The sequence below is a fragment of the Vibrio gallicus genome (assembly GCF_024346875.1).
Taxonomy (GTDB): domain Bacteria; phylum Pseudomonadota; class Gammaproteobacteria; order Enterobacterales; family Vibrionaceae; genus Vibrio; species Vibrio gallicus.
Map to the genome: position 1 here is coordinate 352,453 of NZ_AP024871.1, position 19,755 is coordinate 372,207.

Consider the following 19,755-nt stretch of genomic DNA (forward strand, 5'->3'; position numbering starts at 1 on the left):
TTACAAGAATTGTGTTTTATTGGTATGGAAAGATGGCCTCAGGCAAGTATAATCATGTAAGTATTGCTTGTCTGTAGGCTTAGATAAGCTATTAATTAGGAAGTCGACGCACTTAATAATATGGAATCAGTATTAAACGTCGAAACAGAGACGACAATAGCTCGAAAATTTAAGTTTTCTTGGACAGATTTCAGCTTTTTTATCGCTGTGGTGGTCGCAATTGCTGTTGGAATTAGTGCCACAGTGACATGGATGCGAGATGGTGGGCGGTTACCCCTTTCTCAATTTGTTTTACAGGGTGACTTGGAGTATGTACATAACTCCGATGTCCAGCATGCGCTATCAAATATCATGCCCCTTGGAACCTTCATGACTCAGGATGTAGACCAATTGCAACAAGCAGTAGAGTCTTTACCTTGGGTAGAAAATGCATCTGTACGTAAGCAGTGGCCAAATACAGTAAAGGTGTTTGTTGTAGAGCATACTCCGATAGCTATCTGGAATGGCAACGCTTTACTTGATGATCATGCCGTTGTTTTTGATGCTGATGCAGGGGGGTTGCATCAGAAAGATCAAGATATTGTGCGCCTGTATGGCCCAAAAAATTCGAGCCAACAAGTGTTAGATACTTGGCATAAAATTACCCCAAAATTTAACGCGTTAGGCCTAGAAATCACCTCAGTGGTTCTCAATGATAGGCGTGCGTGGCAATTAATTTTAGATAATGGCATCCGCCTAGAATTAGGTAAGGAAGCGTTGGATGAAAGGGTTGAGCGGTTTATTGAGCTTTACCAGCACCTGGATGAAAAAGCACAACAGATCAGTTACATAGACTTACGCTACGACACTGGAGCTGCAATAGGCTGGTTGTCGGATCAAAAAGAGTAGAGAGTAATAATGACCAAGGGCATGGATGATAGTTTGATTGTCGGTCTGGATATTGGCACTGCAACGATTTCAGCGTTAGTCGGTGAAATCCTTCCAGACGGACAGATCAATATTATTGGATCTGGCAGTAGTCCTTCTCGAGGCATGGATAAGGGTGGTGTAAACGATCTGGATTCCGTTATTAAGTCTGTAGAGCGCGCTGTCAACCAAGCGGAACTAATGGCTGAGTGTAAAATCAGCAATGTATTCCTATCGATTTCTGGCCAGCATATTACTAGCCGAATAGAGAAAGGAATGGGAACGATCTCTGATGAAGAGGTCTCCCAAGAAGATATGGATCGTGCAATCCATACTGCTCGTTCGATTAAGATTGGTGAAGAAGAACGAATTCTTCATGTTATCCCACAAGAATTTAAGATTGACCACCTAGGCGGCATCAAGAATCCATTAGGGCTTTCTGGTGTACGTATGGAGGTTAGTGTTCATATGATTTCATGCCATAACGATATGGCGCGAAACGTAATAAAGGCTGTTGAGCGTTGCGGATTAACCGTAGAGCAATTGGTCTTTTCCGGTTTAGCGGCAAGTGATGCTGTTATTACCGAAGATGAAAAAGAATTGGGTGTTTGTGTGGTGGATATCGGCGCAGGAACCATGGACGTAGCTCTATGGACCGGCGGTGCTCTTCGTCATACAGAAGTGTTCTCGTATGCGGGCAATTCTGTAACTAGTGATATTGCATTTGCATTTGGTACGCCAATTAATGACGCTGAAGAAATTAAAGCGAAATACGGTTGTGCTAAGAGTGAATTAGTAAGCAAAGATGACACGGTCAATGTGCCTAGTGTTGGTGGTCGTCCATCTCGCAGTTTACAGCGACAAACCTTATCGGAAGTTATAGAACCACGTTATACTGAACTCATGGGCTTGATTAATCAGGCTATTGAACACGCACAGAATAGCATGAGAGAGAGTGGCGTTAAGCATCACCATATTGCAGCAGGCGTTGTATTGACCGGTGGTGCAGCACAGATTGAAGGCTTAGTTGAGTGTGCTGAACGAGTGTTTGGCAGCCAGGTCCGAATCGGTAAACCTACCGAGGTTAAAGGCCTAACTGACTATGTAAAAGAACCTTACCACTCTACGGCAGTTGGTTTATTGCATTATGGTAAAGACAGTCGACTCAATGACGATGGCGAATACTCTGAGCCGAAACAGTCATCGTTTAGCGACTTTTTTAATAAAATGCGTAATTGGATACAAAAAGAATTTTAACCTGGAACCCAGGGAACGGAGATAGCACATGTTTGAACCGATGACAGAAATGAATGATGAAGCGGTTATCAAGGTCGTTGGTGTTGGCGGCGGCGGCGGCAACGCTGTTGAGCATATGGTACGTGAGTCAATCGAAGGTGTTGAGTTTATCAGCATTAATACCGATGCTCAGGCACTACGCAAGGCCACAGTTAACTCAGTCATTCAGATCGGTACTGATATTACTAAAGGTCTAGGCGCGGGCGCGAACCCTCAGGTAGGTCGTGATTCAGCCCTAGAAGATCGCGAAGCGATTAAACAAGTGCTAGCTGGTGCTGACATGGTATTTATCGCAGCTGGTATGGGCGGCGGTACAGGTACTGGTGCTGCTCCGGTTATTGCTGAAATTGCGAAAGAGATTGGTGTACTTACTGTAGCAGTAGTTACCAAGCCATTTGGTTTTGAAGGTAAGAAGCGTTTAGCTTTTTCTGAACAAGGTATCGAGGAGCTTTCTAAGCATGTCGATTCTTTGATTACCATTCCAAATGAGAAACTACTTAAAGTTTATGGTCGCAATGTAACTCTATTAGAAGCATTTGGTTATGCAAACGATGTACTCAAAGATGCAGTACAAGGTATTGCGGAGCTGATTACTCGCCCAGGTATGATCAACGTTGACTTTGCAGATGTTCGAACCGTAATGTCTGAGATGGGTCAAGCTATGATGGGTAGCGGTGTATCTACTGGTGAAGACCGTGCGGAAGAAGCGGCAGAAGCTGCAATTTCACACTCACTACTTGAAGATATCGACCTAGCTGGTGCTCGTGGTGTGTTGGTTAACATTACTGCTGGCATGGACATGCGTCTGGATGAATTTGAAATCGTGGGTAACACGGTTAAAGCATTTGCTTCTGATAATGCTACAGTTGTAATTGGTACTTCATTAGACCCTGACATGTCTGATGAATTCCGTGTAACCGTGGTAGCAACAGGTATTGGCTCTGAAAAGAAACCAGAGATCACGCTTGTTTCAGGTGGTGCTAAACCTAAGCCTGCAGTCGCAACAGCAGAACCGGCTAAGGTAGCAGCTCCGATTCATAAAGCAGAAGAAGTGAAGGTTCAACCAACACCATCTCCTGTGAAAAAATCTGAGCCAGTTGGACGTGCAGCAGCCGCTCAACAGAAACCAGCTACAAACGGTCAACCTGAAAGTGGTTACTTAGATATTCCAGCGTTCTTACGCAACCAGGCTGATTAATTGTTCATTTTTTGACAATTATCAAAAAGCTGGTAGGATGTCTGACCTAGCTGATGAAGCTAGTAATTTTGTGTTAATGAGGGGTATTGCATGATTAGGCAGCGTACTTTAAAAGAGATTGTTAAAACTACTGGTGTGGGACTTCACTCCGGTCGCAAAGTGACTCTGACGCTTCGCCCGGCAGCAACCAATACTGGTATTGTATATCGTCGAACAGACTTAGAGCCTGCTGTGGATTTTCCAGCAGACGCGAATTCAGTACGAGATACTATGCTATGTACTGCCCTTGTTAATGACGATGGCGTGCGTATTTCAACTGTCGAGCATTTGAACGCGGCACTTTCGGGTATGGGAATCGATAACTTAATTATCGAGGTCGATGCACCGGAGATCCCAATTATGGATGGCAGTGCTAGCCCATTTGTTTATCTGTTGCAGTCAGCGGGCATTGAAACGCAAAATGCGGCTAAGCGCTTTATTCGTATTAAGAAACCAGTTCGTGTTGAAGATGGCGATAAGTGGGCTGAATTAGTTCCTTATAACGGCTTCCGATTGGATTTTGAAATAGAATTTGAACACCCTGCAATCGATTCAGATGAGCAGCATCTATTGTTTGATTTCTCGTCAAGTTCATTTGTGAAAGATATCGCACGTGCTCGTACTTTTGGCTTTATGCGTGATATCGAATACCTCCAATCTCAAAACCTAGTTTTGGGTGGTAGCTTTGATAACGCGATCGTTCTGGATGATTATCGTATCCTTAACGAAGATGGCCTGCGCTTCAGCAATGAATTCGTTACTCATAAAGTATTGGATGCTATTGGTGATATGTATATGTGCGGTTCACCAATTGTTGGTGAGTTACGCGCATTTAAATCAGGGCATGGCTTGAATAACCAACTGTTACGTGCAGTGTTAGCGAATCAAGAAGCTTGGGAGTGGGTAACCTTCGAAGAAGAAGTTGGCTCCCCCGTTGCATTTGCTGAGCCTAATATGGTTTTAGCATAACAATCAGTTTTAAAAAAGCAGACTTCGGTCTGCTTTTTTTTGGTTCAAATTCAGTGGGCGAGTTACTTTTGGGCTAGCTTGGCAATGTTCTGCAATCGTTTTTTTATTTTGTCAGGCGCCATTTCGGCCAACATGTTTAGGTTATCGGCGGCAGCCTGAGAAAGTGGAGGGCGCTTTATCGCAGGCTCTTTTACTAGGGCTGGCGCGTTGATATATAGCTCAGGTCTCACATTGATTTCGATATTTATCAGGCTGGCAAAGCCTTGTTTACGCAGTTGAGAAAGTAGATGTAGGCGGTCGTAGTTAAGCTTCATTTTGATAGAGGCGTTAGCGACTTCAACAATAAGCTGTCCACCACGACAATTTGCCACGCGGCAGTAGCGTTGAATGTCTTTTGGCAATAGTTCAATTACAGTTTTATTTAACCGATGGAGTTGGGCGGCATGCTTTTGAATATCAGACAGTTTAGATTTGCTGATAATATCTTCAGTGAGTGTGGGCCTATGATCTCGCACGTATTTGCCTTATTTCCAAATCTTTATTTGCAATTTTACCACGTGTTGAGCCTTGAATCGCTCTATGTTTGGTCATTAGTCAGACAAAAATAGAGGTTTGCTCAAACAAATCCAGTTTCCATTGGTGGCGGACATCAAAATTTCATACACTAGGGCACACTAAAGCTTGAAAGTGTGGGCTTTGAGCACAATATCTTTCACATATACTAAGCTGAGCAATTTTGGACCTATATGGGTCCCAACACGAGATATATAGAATCATGATAACTAAGCTACTGACAAAGGTAATTGGCAGTCGAAATGATAGGACTCTACGTCGACTTCGCAAGATCGTTAAAGAGATCAACAGCTACGAGCCAGATTATGAAAAATTAAGTGACGAAGAACTACAAGCCAAAACAGCAGAATTTCGTCAGCGCTTAGAACAGGGTGAAACCGTAGACCAATTACTCCCTCATGCATTTGCCACAGTTCGTGAAGCATCTAAGCGTGTATTTGGCATGCGTCATTTCGACGTACAGCTAATTGGTGGTATGGTACTTAATGACAGCGAAATTGCAGAGATGCGTACTGGTGAAGGTAAAACCTTAACTGCGACTTTAGCTGCTTATTTAAATGCATTGACCGGTAAGGGGGTTCACGTAATAACAGTGAATGACTACCTAGCGACCCGTGATGCAGAAACCAACCGCCCACTATTTGAATTCCTTGGTATGACCGTTGGTATCAATGTGTCAAATATGCCACCTCAAGCCAAGCAAGAAGCATATAAATCCGATATTCTTTACGGAACAAATAATGAGTTTGGATTCGATTATTTGCGCGATAATATGGCATTTAGAGCCGAAGACCGTGTACAACGCGAACTTTATTTCTCGATTGTGGATGAGGTGGATTCCATCCTTATCGATGAAGCGCGTACTCCGCTGATTATTTCTGGTCCTGCTGAAGATAGCTCTGATCTTTATACTCGTGTTAACACCTTGATTCCTCATCTTGAGAAACAAGATAAAGAAGACAGTGAAGAATATCGCGGCGACGGTCACTACACAGTTGATGAAAAATCAAAGCAAGTTCATTGGACCGAAAATGGTCAAGAATTTGTTGAAGAGCTACTGGTGAAAAATGGCATGATGGAAGAGGGTGACACCCTTTATTCTCCAGCTAACATTAGCCTTCTACACCATGTGAATGCAGGTTTGCGTGCGCATGTACTGTTTGAACGTAACGTAGATTACATTGTTACAGATGAAGGTGAAGTGGTTATTGTTGATGAGCACACCGGCCGTACTATGCCTGGGCGTCGCTGGTCTGAAGGTCTTCACCAAGCAGTAGAAGCTAAAGAAGGTGTGAAGATTCAAAATGAAAACCAAACCCTAGCATCTATCACCTTCCAGAATTATTTCCGCCTTTACGACAAATTGTCAGGAATGACAGGTACGGCTGATACCGAAGCATTTGAGTTCCAGTCTATCTATGGCTTAGATACAGTTGTTATCCCAACTAACAAACCTATGATTCGTGATGATATGGCCGATGTGGTTTACCGCACCGAAGCAGATAAATTTGCTGCCATTATCGAAGATATCAAACAGCGTGTTGAGAAACGTCAACCGACCTTAGTTGGTACAGTTTCGATTGAAAAATCAGAGCTCCTCTCAAATGCGCTGAAGAAAGCCAAGATCAAACACAACGTATTGAATGCGAAGTTCCACGAAAGCGAAGCCGATATCGTAGCGCAAGCTGGTCTACCTAGCGCGGTGACTATTGCGACTAACATGGCTGGTCGTGGTACTGATATTGTGCTGGGCGGCAACTGGAAAATGGAATTCGAGAACCAAGCTGAACCAGACAAAGAGCAAATGGCAAAAGCGAAGCAAGAGTGGCAGAAAATTCATAATGCTGTTCTTGACGCTGGCGGTTTACATATTATTGGTACTGAGCGCCACGAGTCGCGTCGTATCGATAACCAGCTCCGTGGTCGTTCAGGCCGTCAAGGTGATGCGGGCTCTTCACGCTTCTATTTATCAATGGAAGATAGCTTACTGCGTATCTTTACTTCTGACCGCATGGCTGGACTTATCCAATCAGGTATGGACGAAGGTGAAGCTATTGAGAGTAAGATGCTTTCTCGCTCAATTGAAAAGGCGCAACGTAAGGTTGAAGGCCGCAACTTTGATATCCGTAAGCAGCTTCTAGAATATGATGATGTAGCAAACGATCAGCGTAAAGTTGTTTATGAACTACGTGATGAGCTTATGGTTGCTGAAGATATCAGTGAAATGATTGAGCACAACCGCGCTGATGTTATTCAATCGATTATCGATCAATACATTCCGCCACAATCAATTGAAGATATGTGGGATATACCAGGCCTACAAGATCAACTTAAATCTGACTTTGATCTCGATCTTGCTATTCAATCTTGGCTAGATGAAGACGATAAGCTTTATGAAGAAGCGCTGCGTGAGAAAATCCTAGCGGAAGCGGTTGCAGTCTATAAGCTCAAAGAAGAAGCTGTTGGTGAATCTGTATTGCGTAACTTTGAAAAATCCGTGATGCTGCAATCATTAGATGGGTTGTGGAAAGAACACCTAGCAGCAATGGATCATCTTCGTCAGGGTATTCATCTACGTGGTTATGCACAGAAGAACCCGAAACAAGAATATAAGCGTGAGTCTTTTGAGCTATTTGAAGGCTTACTAGATACCTTGAAATCAGATGTGATTCAGGTTCTAAGTAAGGTTCGAGTTCAGCAACCTGAACAAGTTGAGCAAGCAGAAGCTCAGCGCCAAGCTCAGGCTGAAGCAACCGCTCGTATGGCTCAAGCTCAACATCAACAAGCCGACAATCAGCTTGCCGATGAATCAGAGCCACAGCAACCTCAGCAGCCAGTACGCAACACTCAAAAAGTGGGTCGTAATGAGCCGTGCCCTTGTGGTTCGGGTAAAAAATATAAGCAATGCCATGGCAAGATAGCTTAATTTTTTACCTCTATTGATTTATAAGCCGCGTTAATCGCGGCTTTTTTTTAGCTATAGATATAGAAGAGGAAGAGTAGTGAAGCGTATTCATATAGTTGCCGCAATCATTCTAAACTCAAATCAAGACCAAGTATTTATAACCAAAAGGCCAGATCATGCACATAAAGGTGGTTTTTGGGAGTTTCCTGGGGGCAAGGTAGAATTTCAAGAGTTGGCTAAAGACGCAATAGAGCGAGAGTTGCATGAAGAGGTTGGGATCAACAACCTCACAGTGCAATTATTTCAGAGCTTTGATTTTGACTATTCTGATAAATCGTTGAATTTTGACTTCTTCTTAATCGAAGCTTTCAGCGGAAAGCCGTATGGCAAAGAAGGGCAGCAGGGAGAGTGGGTGGCCGTAAGTGATTTGCATCAGTATGCTTTTCCTGAAGCAAACCAGCCTATTGTTGAGGCGGTAATGCACCAGTTTAATGGTCAATAACTGCGGGTTTAACGCGGTTGTGTTGCGAGATATTTTTTATTCGATTACAAGTAATGGACTGAATACGAGCGTGCGACGTGAGTATATTAGGAATAGATTCATTTAGAAGTGTGTGCGCCACTAATGTTCTGGATTATAAAGTGTGATTCAGATACATTATTTGGATAAAATTTAGCTATGTAGATGGGGAGAATCGGTAAGTGGTTAGAATTGCAGTAGCCGGAGCGGCAGGCCGTATGGGCCGGAACTTAGTGAAAGCAACCAAAGCGATAGAAAGTGCAACGCTTGGTGCTGCCAATGAACGTCCACATTCTTCTTTGATTGGTGTTGATGCAGGTGAGCTTAGTGGTGAAGGTAAGCTTGATATTAGCTTAGTAGATGACTTTACTAAGGTAATCGATAATTTCGATGTAATTGTCGATTTTACCGCACCAGAGAACACCCTAAAAAACCTAGAACTGTGTAAGCAGTTCGGCAAGTCGATTGTTATTGGCACCACAGGTTTTAATGAACAACAAAAACAGCAAGTTGAAGCATACGCTAAACAGGTTTCTATTGTGATGGCGCCTAACTTTAGTGTCGGTGTTAATCTGGTATTTAAGCTGTTAGAGAAAGCAGCCAAGGTTATGGGCGACTATACGGATATCGAGATTGTCGAGGCTCATCATCGACATAAAGTCGATGCGCCATCAGGTACTGCTATTGGCATGGGAGAGGCGATTGCAAATGCTATGGGCAATGAGCTCTCTGATGTTGCTGTATATGCTCGCGAGGGAATCACGGGTGAGCGTAGCCGAGATGAGATTGGCTTTGCAACGATTCGTGCCGGCGATATAGTTGGTGAACATACTGCGATGTTTGCTGATTTAGGTGAGCGCGTAGAGATAACCCATAAAGCTACCGATCGTATGACCTTTGCCAATGGGGCGATCAGAGCGGCTCTGTGGTTGCATGATATGCCAGAAGGCATGTACACCATGACCGATGTTCTAGATTTGAATAATATTTAGTGAATAAAAATGCCAGCAACGCTGGCATTTTTATTGCGTGAAGTCTTCATGGTCATAAATTGCTTGTATGGCGTAGTTTATTGTTTATTTTGCTGCTCTTGTTGTGATATTGCACCTAAGGCTGCAAAAGTAAGTTAAAACTAGGCGGGTTATCGTTTGCTATTTGGATGAAGTGTCTTTTTATTATGAACTGCCATTTTTTGGGATAAAATAGGCCGTATGCGCAGAGAATAATCCATAAAGTTATGCATTAATGGCTCTTTATAGGTGGTTGAGGATGAGAATGTCAAAATAAGCATGAAATATCGCATTAATTATTGACAATATTAGTATGGATAATTAGAATGCCGCCAATTTATCTGGATTCAGCAAATGTGATCTGACTCTCTAGATGGACTGTATTTTTGAAATTTAATTTAATAATTTCACATATTTATATTTTTGGAGGTTGTCTTGAATAAGCCAGCGCTATTAGTCCTGGAAGATGGGACTGTGTTTCGTGGGGTGTCGATTGGAGCTGATGGTTCAGCAGTCGGAGAAGTTGTTTTCAATACTTCAATGACGGGCTATCAAGAAATACTTACCGACCCTTCCTATTCTCAGCAAATCGTTACTCTTACCTATCCTCATATTGGCAATACCGGAACTAATTCCGAAGACGAAGAATCAACCTCGATTCACGCTCAAGGCCTCGTAATTCGCGATCTCCCTCTTATCGCTTCTAATTTCCGCAACGAACTCTCTCTTTCTGATTACCTTAAATCTCAAAACATTGTCGGCATTGCAGACATAGATACGCGTAAACTAACCCGTATCCTACGTGAGAAGGGTGCACAGAACGGTTGTGTTGTTGCTGGTAACAACCTTGATGAAGCTCTAGCGCTAGCTAAAGCAAAAGAATTCCCTGGCCTAAAAGGAATGGATCTTGCGCAAGAGGTTACTACAAAAGAAGCGTACCAATGGAAACAAGGTTCGTGGACGCTCACAGGTGGTCTTCCACAAGCGAAAGATGACTCAGAACTGCCATATCACGTTGTTGCCTACGACTTCGGTGCAAAACGCAACATCCTGCGCATGCTCGTTGACCGTGGCTGCCGCCTAACCGTTGTTCCTGCTGAAACCTCAGCGGAAGAAGTACTGGCAATGAACCCAGACGGCGTATTTCTTTCAAATGGCCCTGGTGACCCTGCACCGTGTACTTACGCCATTGAAGCAACACAGACTTTCCTAGACAAAGGCTTACCTATTTTCGGTATCTGCCTTGGTCACCAAATCCTAGCTTTGGCATCAGGCGCTAAAACAGTGAAGATGAAGTTTGGTCACCACGGTGCCAACCATCCTGTTAAAGACCTAGATCGCGATGTAGTGATGATTACTTCTCAGAACCACGGCTTTGCTGCTGATGAAGAGACACTACCAGCTAACTTACGCGCAACGCACAAATCACTATTTGATGGCTCTTTACAGGGTATTCACCGCACTGATAAGCCAGCGTTTAGCTTCCAAGGTCACCCAGAAGCGAGCCCAGGTCCACACGACGCAGCGCCGCTATTTGACCATTTCATTGACCTGATTAACCAGTTTGCTTCTAACAAGCAAGACAAAGCGTAAGTTGGAGTAGAGAAAAATGCCAAAACGTAATGACATTAAAAGCATTCTAATTTTAGGTGCTGGCCCGATCGTAATCGGTCAGGCGTGTGAGTTTGACTACTCTGGCGCACAAGCGTGTAAAGCACTTCGTGAAGAAGGCTACCGAGTAATTCTAGTTAACTCAAACCCAGCAACTATCATGACTGACCCAGAGATGGCCGATGCAACATACATCGAACCAATCCAGTGGGAAGTAGTACGTAACATCATCGCTAAAGAGCGCCCAGATGCAGTCCTACCTACTATGGGTGGCCAGACTGCACTTAACTGTGCACTAGACCTTGAAAAGCATGGCGTACTTGCTGAGTTTGACGTAGAAATGATCGGCGCAACGGCTGATGCGATTGATAAAGCAGAAGACCGCTCTCGCTTCGATAAAGCGATGAAATCAATTGGTCTTGAGTGCCCAACGGCTGATACAGCGAAAACTATGGAAGAAGCTTACAAAGTTTTAGACATGGTAGGCTTCCCTTGTATCATTCGTCCATCGTTCACTATGGGCGGTACTGGTGGCGGTATTGCGTACAACAAAGAAGAATTTGAAGACATCTGTCGTCGTGGTCTGGACCTATCTCCGACTAACGAGCTTCTTATCGATGAATCTCTAATCGGTTGGAAAGAGTACGAGATGGAAGTGGTTCGCGACAAAGCGGACAACTGCATCATCGTATGTGCGATTGAAAACTTCGACCCAATGGGCATCCACACCGGTGACTCAATCACAGTAGCACCAGCTCAAACCCTAACGGATAAAGAATACCAATTGATGCGTAACGCGTCTCTTGCAGTACTTCGTGAGATTGGTGTAGAGACAGGTGGTTCAAACGTACAGTTTGGTATCAACCCGAAAGATGGCCGTATGGTTATCATCGAGATGAACCCACGTGTATCTCGCTCTTCAGCTCTAGCATCTAAAGCAACAGGTTTCCCAATCGCTAAGATTGCAGCGAAACTGGCTGTAGGCTTTACTCTAGACGAGCTTATGAATGACATCACTGGTGGCGCAACTCCAGCATCATTCGAACCAACAATCGACTACGTAGTGACTAAGATTCCTCGTTTTAACTTCGAGAAATTTGCAGGTGCTAACGACCGTCTAACCACACAGATGAAATCTGTTGGTGAGGTGATGGCGATTGGTCGTAACCAACAAGAATCTCTACAGAAAGCACTGCGTGGCCTAGAAGTTGGCGCAACGGGCTTTGACGAGATGGTTGACCTAGATGCTCCTGACGCTTTGACTAAGATCCGTCACGAGCTTAAAGATGCTGGCGCTGAGCGTATTTGGTACATCGCGGATGCATTCCGTGCAGGTATGTCTGTAGATGGCGTATTTAACCTAACGCAAATTGACCCTTGGTTCCTAGTTCAAATCGAAGACCTAGTGAAGCTTGAGCAACAAGTTAAAGTGAACGGCTTTGCTGGCTTGAACAAAGATGTTCTAAACCAACTTAAGCGTAAAGGCTTTGCCGATGCTCGCTTATCTAAGATTCTAGGTGTTGCTGAAAACGAGATTCGTCGCTTGCGCGACCAGTATGATATCCACCCTGTTTATAAGCGTGTTGATACCTGTGCTGCTGAATTCTCTTCGGATACCGCTTACATGTACTCATCTTACGATGAAGAGTGTGAAGCAAATCCAACAGATAAAGACAAGATCATGATCCTAGGTGGCGGTCCAAACCGTATCGGCCAAGGTATTGAATTTGACTACTGCTGTGTTCACGCCTCTCTAGCACTGCGTGAAGATGGCTACGAAACTATCATGGTTAACTGTAACCCTGAGACAGTTTCTACTGACTACGACACATCAGACCGCTTGTACTTCGAACCAGTAACCCTGGAAGACGTATTAGCTATCGCTCGTGTTGAGAAGCCAAAAGGCGTTATCGTTCAGTACGGTGGTCAAACACCATTGAAACTGGCTCGTGCTCTTGAAGCCGCTGGCGTACCTATCATTGGTACCAGCCCAGATGCTATCGACCGTGCAGAAGACCGTGAGCGCTTCCAAGTTGCTGTAGACCGTCTAGGCCTACTTCAGCCAGAAAACGCAACAGTAACAACTATGGAGCAGGCGGTTGAGAAATCTCGCGAAATCGGCTTCCCACTGGTTGTGCGTCCTTCTTATGTACTTGGTGGTCGTGCGATGGAAATTGTATACGACGAACAAGACTTGCGTCGCTACTTCAACGAAGCAGTAAGCGTATCAAACGAATCACCTGTACTACTTGATAGCTTCCTAGATGACGCTATTGAAGTAGACGTTGATGCCATCTGTGATGGTGAGCGCGTTGTTATCGGCGGTATCATGGAACACATCGAGCAAGCGGGTGTTCACTCAGGTGACTCAGCATGTTCACTTCCGGCTTACACCCTAAGCCAAGAAATCCAAGATGTGATGCGTGAGCAAGTTGAAAAGCTAGCGTTTGAGCTAGGTGTTCGTGGCCTAATGAACACCCAGTTTGCGGTTAAGAACAACGAAGTATACCTAATCGAGGTTAACCCTCGTGCAGCGCGTACCGTACCGTTTGTATCTAAAGCAACTGGTGCTCCAATTGCTAAAATTGCAGCACGCGTAATGGCAGGACAATCTCTAGAAGCTCAAGGCTTCACTAAAGAGATCATCCCACCATACTACTCAGTTAAAGAAGTAGTATTGCCGTTCAACAAGTTCCCTGGTGTTGATCCACTATTGGGCCCAGAAATGCGCTCTACTGGTGAGGTTATGGGCGTAGGTGCAACCTTTGCTGAAGCGTTTGCTAAAGCAGAGCTTGGCTGTGGTAAGGTTTATCCTGAAGGTGGACGAGCATTACTTTCTGTTCGAGAAGGTGACAAACAGCGTGTTGTTGACCTGGCATCTAAGCTAATCAAGATTGGTTACAAGCTTGATGCAACTCATGGTACTGCGGTAATCCTTGGCGAAGCGGGTATTAACCCTCGCCTAGTAAACAAGGTGCACGAAGGTCGTCCTCATATTCTTGACCGTATCAAGAACAATGAGTACACCTACATTGTGAATACAGCAGCAGGACGTCAAGCGATTGAAGACTCTAAGGTTTTACGTCGTGGTGCACTGGCTGAGAAAGTGAACTATACCACTACCTTGAACGCTGCATTTGCTACATGTCTATCTCATAATTCAGATGCAACCAAGAACGTTACTTCAGTTCAAGAGCTGCATGCAAAAGTAAAATTGAGTCTGGCATAAGCCAAATTGGTTAGCTTTTCTAGCCGAGACTTAAACTAAAATAATAATTAGTGGGGTGTTATACCCCACATAGACAACCTCATTGCCCGCTATTTTAGCGGGCTTTTTTTGTTTTAAGCTGGCGCTATTTATTGATGAATAAGTGGAATGAATTAGAATCCAAGCTTTCCCTTTAGTGAGCTGGATCACAGTGTTATTCTTGCCCAATATTTAGTTACGTTTAGGAAGTAAGGTTGTGGAGATCTCCATTCAGGTTTTAACTCTTCTATTTTTTGTTGCAGGGCTTGCAGGCTTTATTGATGCCATGGCAGGTGGAGGGGGGTTGTTAACTGTCCCTGCACTTCTTGCTGCCGGCCTGCCACCAACTCAAGCTCTTGCAACCAATAAGTTGCAAAGCTCTTTTGGTAGCTTTTCCGCTAGCCTTTACTTTGTTAGAAGTGGTTTCGTCAGCCTTAAAGAGATGCGCTTAGCTATCTTTTTTACCTTTATTGGTGCGGCAATTGGCTCCAACTCAGTACAATATATTGATGCGTCGATACTGACTAGCCTTATCCCTATATTGCTGATTTTAATTTCAGGTTACTTCTTACTTGCCCCTCCGGCGACTGAATCATCGGATAAGAAGCCAAGGATCTCTGATGCGATGTTTGCATTGGTTGTTGGTTGTAGCGTCGGCTTTTATGATGGTTTCTTTGGCCCAGGAACTGGGTCTATCTTTACTGTCTGTTTTGTTGCCATTGCTAACTGCTCGTTGGTTCAAGCAACCGCTCGGACTAAGATATTAAATTTTACCTCTAATATTACAGCGCTGACCTTCTTCATAATTGCAGGCCTTCCGGTGTGGAAAGTTGGACTGTTGATGGCTATCGGTGGCTTTTTAGGCGCTCGCCTTGGGGCTAAGGTTGTGATTAATAAGGGGCAAAAATGGGTGCGTCCTATGGTTATCCTGATGTCCATGATAATGGCTAGTAAATTGCTTTGGGAACAGCATCACCAATGGTTTGTATCATTGTTTTAACCCTCTGGTTTTTTTCGCTATTAATGCGTACACAGATATATACCGGTCGATAGAGGTGTTTAAGTCCTTCAAATTGATAGATATTTTTGTCTGAGATAGAGAGCGCTTTAATGATAGAATAAGGGACTAAAGCCGGTTCTAGCCCTCCTAACGCGAGCTTAGCTGCTGCAGTATAAGAATCCATTTCCATTGCAGGGGTAATGCCAACCTTACTTAACAAAGGCAACTGATAGCTGTTGGCTGGGTTAGATAAGTCATTACAAATAAGGCGCTCAGGTAACTGCTCAAGATGTGCTGTGCTGACCACATAAAAAGGCTCATCGAGCAGATGGTAGGTTTTTAGCCCATGGTGTGACGGTAAAAAACCAGCGCAGATACCAATTGTTGCTCGTCCTGATTGAATGTTTTCTACGATGCGAGGGGTATGATTGGTGGTTATTTTGAAGGTTTTTTCTACCTGTTTAAGTAACGAGATATTCTCACCAATATAACCGGCAATCAGTGTCTCCGAACAATCTAATACAATAGGCGTGTGTTCAGGGATGCTCTGCTGATCAAATATTCTACCCTGTAGCTCTAAGAAACTTGGGCCGATGCTTTCAATTAACTTCTGTGCTTCAGGGGTTAGACGGACTTGCCGTCCGTTAGGCTCTACTAGCTTCTTATTGAGTCTCTTCTCCAGATTGGAGATGCGCTTACTTACCGCAGACGAGCTAATATAAAGCTGTGATCCTGCCTTGCTCATAGTTTTATGTTTGCTTAATACCAGTAGTGTTTCTATACCTTCGAGTAACATTATTGTAGTGAAATATAGGAATCAATTACCCAACGTTAGATGATTTACTGGCAAAAAGAAAGGCATCCTTAGATGCCTTGTACTTATGTGCGTTTTAGAGCGAAAGTAGGTAACGAGAGATGCCAGCGAATTGCCGCCAATCGTATGGCTAAGGTAACAAAGATACCACCCAACATGGCATTATTTGATGTAAAGCCAAATGTAAGCAAACCAGTATGTATAGCCCCTCCGGCAATACAAGCGGTCGCATAGACTTCACTTCGTAAAACCATCGGAATTTCACGCGCGAGAATATCGCGGATGATACCGCCTCCACAGCCAGTTAACACCCCCATCATTACCGCTATTAAATATGAAGCTTGATAGGAGAGTGCTTTTTCAACTCCGATCCCGACAAAGGCCGCAAGCCCTATTGCATCACATACCGGCAATACATACCAAGGTATGCGCTTGGGCCTACGTACAATCAGCATGGTAGCTAAGCTTGTCAGTATGATGACCCAAATGTAGTTGTTATCGTGGATCCAAAATACCGGGGTAGCGCCTATCATCATATCGCGAATAGTGCCGCCACCAATGGCGGTGACGGATGCGAGTACAAGTACCCCAAATGGATCCATTTTCAAACGCCCGGCAAGCAATACACCAGAGATAGCAAAGATTGCAGTGCCAAATAGGTCTATTGAGTAGAGCAGGCTCATTGCTGTGAGATAAGATCTAACATATTGAACACCATCTCAGATGAGCTCTTAGCAGCAAGCGGCAAGAACTCTTCAAAGCTCATTGGAGATTCTTTATCTGCAACATCCGAGATAGCTCGTACAACAACGAAAGGCATGTTGAATTGATGGCAGGTCTGAGCAATAGCAGAAGCTTCCATCTCTACCGCGATAACACTAGGGAAGTTGCTGCGAATACGCTGTTGTGCTTCGGGGGTACATACAAAGGTATCACCTGTGCAAATCAATCCACGTACAGCATGCTTATCACCAAGTGCTTTTTCAGCAAGCTCGATAAGATATTGGTCTGCAATAAACGCTGCTGGTTGACCGGCCATTTGTCCAATCTCATAACCAAAAGCGGTGACATCGGCATCGTGGTGGCGAACCTCGCTAGAGATAATTACGTCACCTAAGTTAAGGCTGGCGTCGAATCCACCGGCTGAACCAGTATTAATAACGATATCGGGTTGAAATTCATTGATTAACAGGGTAGTGCCAATAGAAGCTGCGACCTTTCCGATTCCTGATTGCAGCAGTACTACCTCAACGCCTTTTATATTGCCAGCATAGAAGGTGCAGCCGCCTTTCTGTTGCTCAGTAAGGTTGGAAATAGACTGTTTTAGAATGGATACTTCCTGCTCCATTGCGCCAATAATTCCGACTTTCATGAAAATCTCGCTTTAGTATATTTAGATTGGCGAGATTGTAGCATATCCCTTTGTTTGTTGAAGCGTCAGCATAATTAGTGCGGTATTTAGCCCTAAAAACTCAAGAGTAGGTGGCTAGGGCTTATTGCTATGAGGGATTAGACTAACTAATAGACAGCGACAATTAAGGTGTAATTTGATCCGCCTCAACTAGGGCTTGTCTTAGCTTATCCGCTCGCTCACGGTTAACACCAAAATCAGAATGCCCAGTACGAGATTCAGAGCGTACCAACAGCTTTCCATCTTGTATTTTTAGCTCTAGGTCATCAATAAACCTGAACACTCTACTCGTATATTCAATGCGCAGATAATCAGTTTGTTTTACTGCTGTTTGGGCGCGACCTAGGCTTAGTGCGGCTTGCTCAATAGAGTCTATAGACGCATTTTGTGCGAGAGAAAAAGGAGCAAGGGCGTGCTGTTCACGAGTATCTTGGGTTGATACGCAATTTGGTTTATCGCCACAAGGGTTAAGAGTACGGTCTTGCATTGTTATATCTCCATTGCTACAAGCAGAGGTAAGTAATGCCATGCTTGTTATGATTAATCCTTTTTTTATCATCAACTTAAACCTATAAATAATCCAATATAAAATGAATGGTGGCCGCACCTTAATGCTTAACAACTTACATTCATTTACGCTACATATGGATGGCAAGTTAAAGCTTTCATGATCGCAGGTCAAGGGAGTCATCATAAAATAGAGTGCGGTGGGCATAAAAAAGGCCAGCATGAACTGCTGGCCAAGATTGGAGATCATTGTCCTCACGCTAGTGAGGTTTTGTATCTATGCAGACAACATCTGCGAATTGGCTATAGATTCTAGGTTGGAGCCTTGCATTAGGTATTTGTCGATAGCGATTGCACATTCACGACCTTCGTTGATGCAACGTACAACTAACGATTGACCTGTGCGCATATCACCTGCTGCAAATATACCTTTTTGGTTTGTAGCAAAGCCTTCTGCTGCAACATTGCCACGCTCGTCTAGTTCAATATCGAGCTGAGCAAGTACACCACTTGGTTCTGGGTGCAAGAAGCCCATTGCTAGGAATGCCATATCACAAGGGATCACACGCTCACTGCCTGCCACTTCTTTAAATGATGGACGCTCACCAGGAGCTGCGTCTTGCCAAACGATATCAGCAATACGTAGACCGGTTACCTCACCCTTATCGTTGCCGATAAACTCTTTGGTTAGGATGTTCCAATGACGCTCACAGCCTTCTTCGTGAGAAGTGGTTGTTTTCATGATCATTGGGTATTGCGGCCATGGCATGTTAGCGGGGCGTTTCTCTGGTGGGAGCGGCATGATCTCAACCTGAGTAATGCTCGCCGCTTTATGACGGTTAGAGGTACCTACACAGTCAGAACCCGTATCACCACCACCGACAACCACAACATGTTTGCCTGCCGCGTGAATCTCTTCACTCTTTAGGTCCATGTCGTTAGCGCGACGGTTGTTTTGTCCCAAGAACTCCATAGCGAAGTGCACACCTGATAGCTCACGACCCGGGATCGGAAGATCACGTGGTACGGTTGAACCGCCAGTTAGTAGCACGACGTCAAAATCTTGACGAAGTTGCTGAGCGTTGATATCGACCCCAATGTGAGCATTCACTTCAAACTTCACACCAGCATCTGCCATAAGGTTAATCTTACGGTCGATAATATCCATGCCTAGCTTAAAGTCAGGGATACCAAAGCGCAGTAAGCCACCCACTTTCTCATCACGCTCAAATACAGTTACGCAGTGACCCGCGCTATTTAGCTGCTCTGCGGCAGATAAGCCGGCAGGACCACTACCTATAATCGCAACACTCTTACCGGTACGACAGCGGGGCTTCTTAGGCTTGGCATAGCCTTCCTTATAAGCACGCTCTACGATAGTCTTCTCAATGTTACAGATGGTAATAGGGTCTTGGTTGATCCCTAGTACACACGCTGTTTCACATGGTGATGGACATACACGACCGGTAAATTCTGGGAAGTTATTGGTCGAGCTTAGGATATTCCAAGCCTCTTCCCAGCTATCACGATAAACCGCATCGTTAAACTCAGGGATGATGTTGCCGATTGGGCAACCGCTGTGGCAGAAAGGTACGCCACAGTCCATACAACGCGATGCCTGAGTATTGATCTTTTCGCCAAATTCTTCGTTTAACACGAATTCTTTGTTGTCTTCGATACGAACCGATGGGTCGAGTTTTTTTGGAAGTTCACGACCGTTTTCTAAAAATCCAGTAGGCTTACCCATGA

The 19,755-nt window shown here is 44.3% G+C and carries 16 protein-coding genes; 10 read left to right on the plus strand and 6 right to left on the minus strand.

The features are described 5' to 3' along the window. The first annotated feature begins 120 nt into the window (after nt 1-120). From OCU28_RS01725 to lpxC, 4 genes are all read left to right on the plus strand, one after another. The gene (locus OCU28_RS01725) at nt 121-888 is read left to right on the plus strand and encodes a cell division protein FtsQ/DivIB (protein ID WP_261816650.1); all 768 of its coding nucleotides are present in this window, start codon (nt 121-123) and stop codon (nt 886-888) included. A 9-nt stretch (nt 889-897) separates the two neighbouring features. Next, entirely contained in the window at nt 898-2,163 is a 1,266-nt protein-coding gene (gene ftsA, locus OCU28_RS01730) for a cell division protein FtsA (RefSeq protein ID WP_261816651.1), read from the plus strand. 28 nt (nt 2,164-2,191) lie between these two features. Beyond that, complete coding sequence (gene ftsZ, locus OCU28_RS01735; RefSeq protein ID WP_261816652.1) at nt 2,192-3,400, plus strand: cell division protein FtsZ; 1,209 nt, start codon at nt 2,192-2,194, stop codon at nt 3,398-3,400. Nucleotides 3,401-3,490: 90 nt separating this feature from the next. Beyond that, the gene (gene lpxC, locus OCU28_RS01740) at nt 3,491-4,408 is read left to right on the plus strand and encodes a UDP-3-O-acyl-N-acetylglucosamine deacetylase (protein WP_261816653.1); all 918 of its coding nucleotides are present in this window, start codon (nt 3,491-3,493) and stop codon (nt 4,406-4,408) included. A gap of 62 nt (nt 4,409-4,470) precedes the next feature. Here lpxC and OCU28_RS01745 read toward each other — a convergent pair whose 3' ends face one another. Further along, nucleotides 4,471-4,923, minus strand: coding sequence for a DUF721 domain-containing protein (locus OCU28_RS01745; RefSeq protein ID WP_261816654.1), 453 nt, complete (start codon nt 4,921-4,923; stop codon nt 4,471-4,473). Between the two features lie 260 nt (nt 4,924-5,183). Between OCU28_RS01745 and secA the strand changes: the two genes are divergently transcribed. The 6 genes from secA to OCU28_RS01775 all read left to right on the plus strand — a co-directional run bounded on the left by secA (nt 5,184) and on the right by OCU28_RS01775 (nt 15,274). Beyond that, nucleotides 5,184-7,907 (plus strand): preprotein translocase subunit SecA, encoded by a 2,724-nt coding sequence (gene secA, locus OCU28_RS01750; RefSeq protein WP_261816655.1) that lies wholly within the window; start codon nt 5,184-5,186, stop codon nt 7,905-7,907. 76 nt (nt 7,908-7,983) lie between these two features. Then, nucleotides 7,984-8,388, plus strand: coding sequence for an 8-oxo-dGTP diphosphatase MutT (gene mutT, locus OCU28_RS01755; RefSeq protein WP_261816656.1), 405 nt, complete (start codon nt 7,984-7,986; stop codon nt 8,386-8,388). Between the two features lie 200 nt (nt 8,389-8,588). Next, on the plus strand, nt 8,589-9,398 hold the full coding sequence (dapB, locus tag OCU28_RS01760) for a 4-hydroxy-tetrahydrodipicolinate reductase (RefSeq protein WP_261816657.1): 810 nt from the start codon (nt 8,589-8,591) through the stop codon (nt 9,396-9,398). A gap of 453 nt (nt 9,399-9,851) precedes the next feature. Continuing rightward, nucleotides 9,852-11,009 carry a glutamine-hydrolyzing carbamoyl-phosphate synthase small subunit gene (gene carA, locus OCU28_RS01765; RefSeq protein ID WP_261816658.1) on the plus strand — a complete coding sequence of 386 codons (1,158 nt, stop codon included), beginning with the start codon at nt 9,852-9,854 and terminating at the stop codon, nt 11,007-11,009. A 16-nt stretch (nt 11,010-11,025) separates the two neighbouring features. Next, on the plus strand, nt 11,026-14,256 hold the full coding sequence (gene carB / locus OCU28_RS01770; protein ID WP_261816659.1) for a carbamoyl-phosphate synthase large subunit: 3,231 nt from the start codon (nt 11,026-11,028) through the stop codon (nt 14,254-14,256). Nucleotides 14,257-14,491: 235 nt separating this feature from the next. Continuing rightward, nucleotides 14,492-15,274 carry a TSUP family transporter gene (locus OCU28_RS01775; protein ID WP_261816660.1) on the plus strand — a complete coding sequence of 261 codons (783 nt, stop codon included), beginning with the start codon at nt 14,492-14,494 and terminating at the stop codon, nt 15,272-15,274. On the opposite strand, the gene OCU28_RS01780 is transcribed toward OCU28_RS01775, so the two are convergent. The 5 genes from OCU28_RS01780 to OCU28_RS01800 all read right to left on the minus strand — a co-directional run bounded on the left by OCU28_RS01780 (nt 15,222) and on the right by OCU28_RS01800 (nt 19,753). Then, nucleotides 15,222-16,070, minus strand: a complete 849-nt coding sequence (locus tag OCU28_RS01780; RefSeq protein ID WP_261816661.1) for a LysR family transcriptional regulator — start codon at nt 16,068-16,070, stop codon at nt 15,222-15,224. The two genes, OCU28_RS01775 and OCU28_RS01780, sit on opposite strands and share 53 nt — an antisense overlap. An 83-nt stretch (nt 16,071-16,153) precedes the next feature. Continuing rightward, entirely contained in the window at nt 16,154-16,771 is a 618-nt protein-coding gene (locus OCU28_RS01785) for a TRIC cation channel family protein (protein WP_261816662.1), read from the minus strand. After that, the gene (mtnN, locus tag OCU28_RS01790; RefSeq protein ID WP_261816663.1) at nt 16,768-17,460 is read right to left on the minus strand and encodes a 5'-methylthioadenosine/S-adenosylhomocysteine nucleosidase; all 693 of its coding nucleotides are present in this window, start codon (nt 17,458-17,460) and stop codon (nt 16,768-16,770) included. Before mtnN ends, OCU28_RS01785 begins: the two co-directional genes overlap by 4 nt. Before the next feature lie 163 nt (nt 17,461-17,623). After that, the gene (locus tag OCU28_RS01795; RefSeq protein WP_261817411.1) at nt 17,624-18,055 is read right to left on the minus strand and encodes a DUF1499 domain-containing protein; all 432 of its coding nucleotides are present in this window, start codon (nt 18,053-18,055) and stop codon (nt 17,624-17,626) included. 228 nt (nt 18,056-18,283) lie between these two features. Next, the gene (locus tag OCU28_RS01800) at nt 18,284-19,753 is read right to left on the minus strand and encodes a glutamate synthase subunit beta (protein WP_261816664.1); all 1,470 of its coding nucleotides are present in this window, start codon (nt 19,751-19,753) and stop codon (nt 18,284-18,286) included. Between the last annotated feature and the right edge of the window lie 2 nt (nt 19,754-19,755).

What these genes read in the sequence shown, in the direction of transcription:
- ftsA (WP_261816651.1), top strand. Translation starts at nt 898, where the DNA reads ATGACCAAGGGCATGGATGATAGTTTGATTGTCGGTCTGGATATTGGC.
- OCU28_RS01780 (WP_261816661.1), bottom strand. Translation starts at nt 16,070, where the DNA reads ATGTTACTCGAAGGTATAGAAACACTACTGGTATTAAGCAAACATAAA.
- ftsZ (WP_261816652.1), top strand. Translation starts at nt 2,192, where the DNA reads ATGTTTGAACCGATGACAGAAATGAATGATGAAGCGGTTATCAAGGTC.
- OCU28_RS01785 (WP_261816662.1), bottom strand. Translation starts at nt 16,771, where the DNA reads ATGAGCCTGCTCTACTCAATAGACCTATTTGGCACTGCAATCTTTGCT.
- lpxC (WP_261816653.1), top strand. Translation starts at nt 3,491, where the DNA reads ATGATTAGGCAGCGTACTTTAAAAGAGATTGTTAAAACTACTGGTGTG.
- carB (WP_261816659.1), top strand. Translation starts at nt 11,026, where the DNA reads ATGCCAAAACGTAATGACATTAAAAGCATTCTAATTTTAGGTGCTGGC.
- mtnN (WP_261816663.1), bottom strand. Translation starts at nt 17,460, where the DNA reads ATGAAAGTCGGAATTATTGGCGCAATGGAGCAGGAAGTATCCATTCTA.
- OCU28_RS01725 (WP_261816650.1), top strand. Translation starts at nt 121, where the DNA reads ATGGAATCAGTATTAAACGTCGAAACAGAGACGACAATAGCTCGAAAA.
- OCU28_RS01800 (WP_261816664.1), bottom strand. Translation starts at nt 19,753, where the DNA reads ATGGGTAAGCCTACTGGATTTTTAGAAAACGGTCGTGAACTTCCAAAA.
- secA (WP_261816655.1), top strand. Translation starts at nt 5,184, where the DNA reads ATGATAACTAAGCTACTGACAAAGGTAATTGGCAGTCGAAATGATAGG.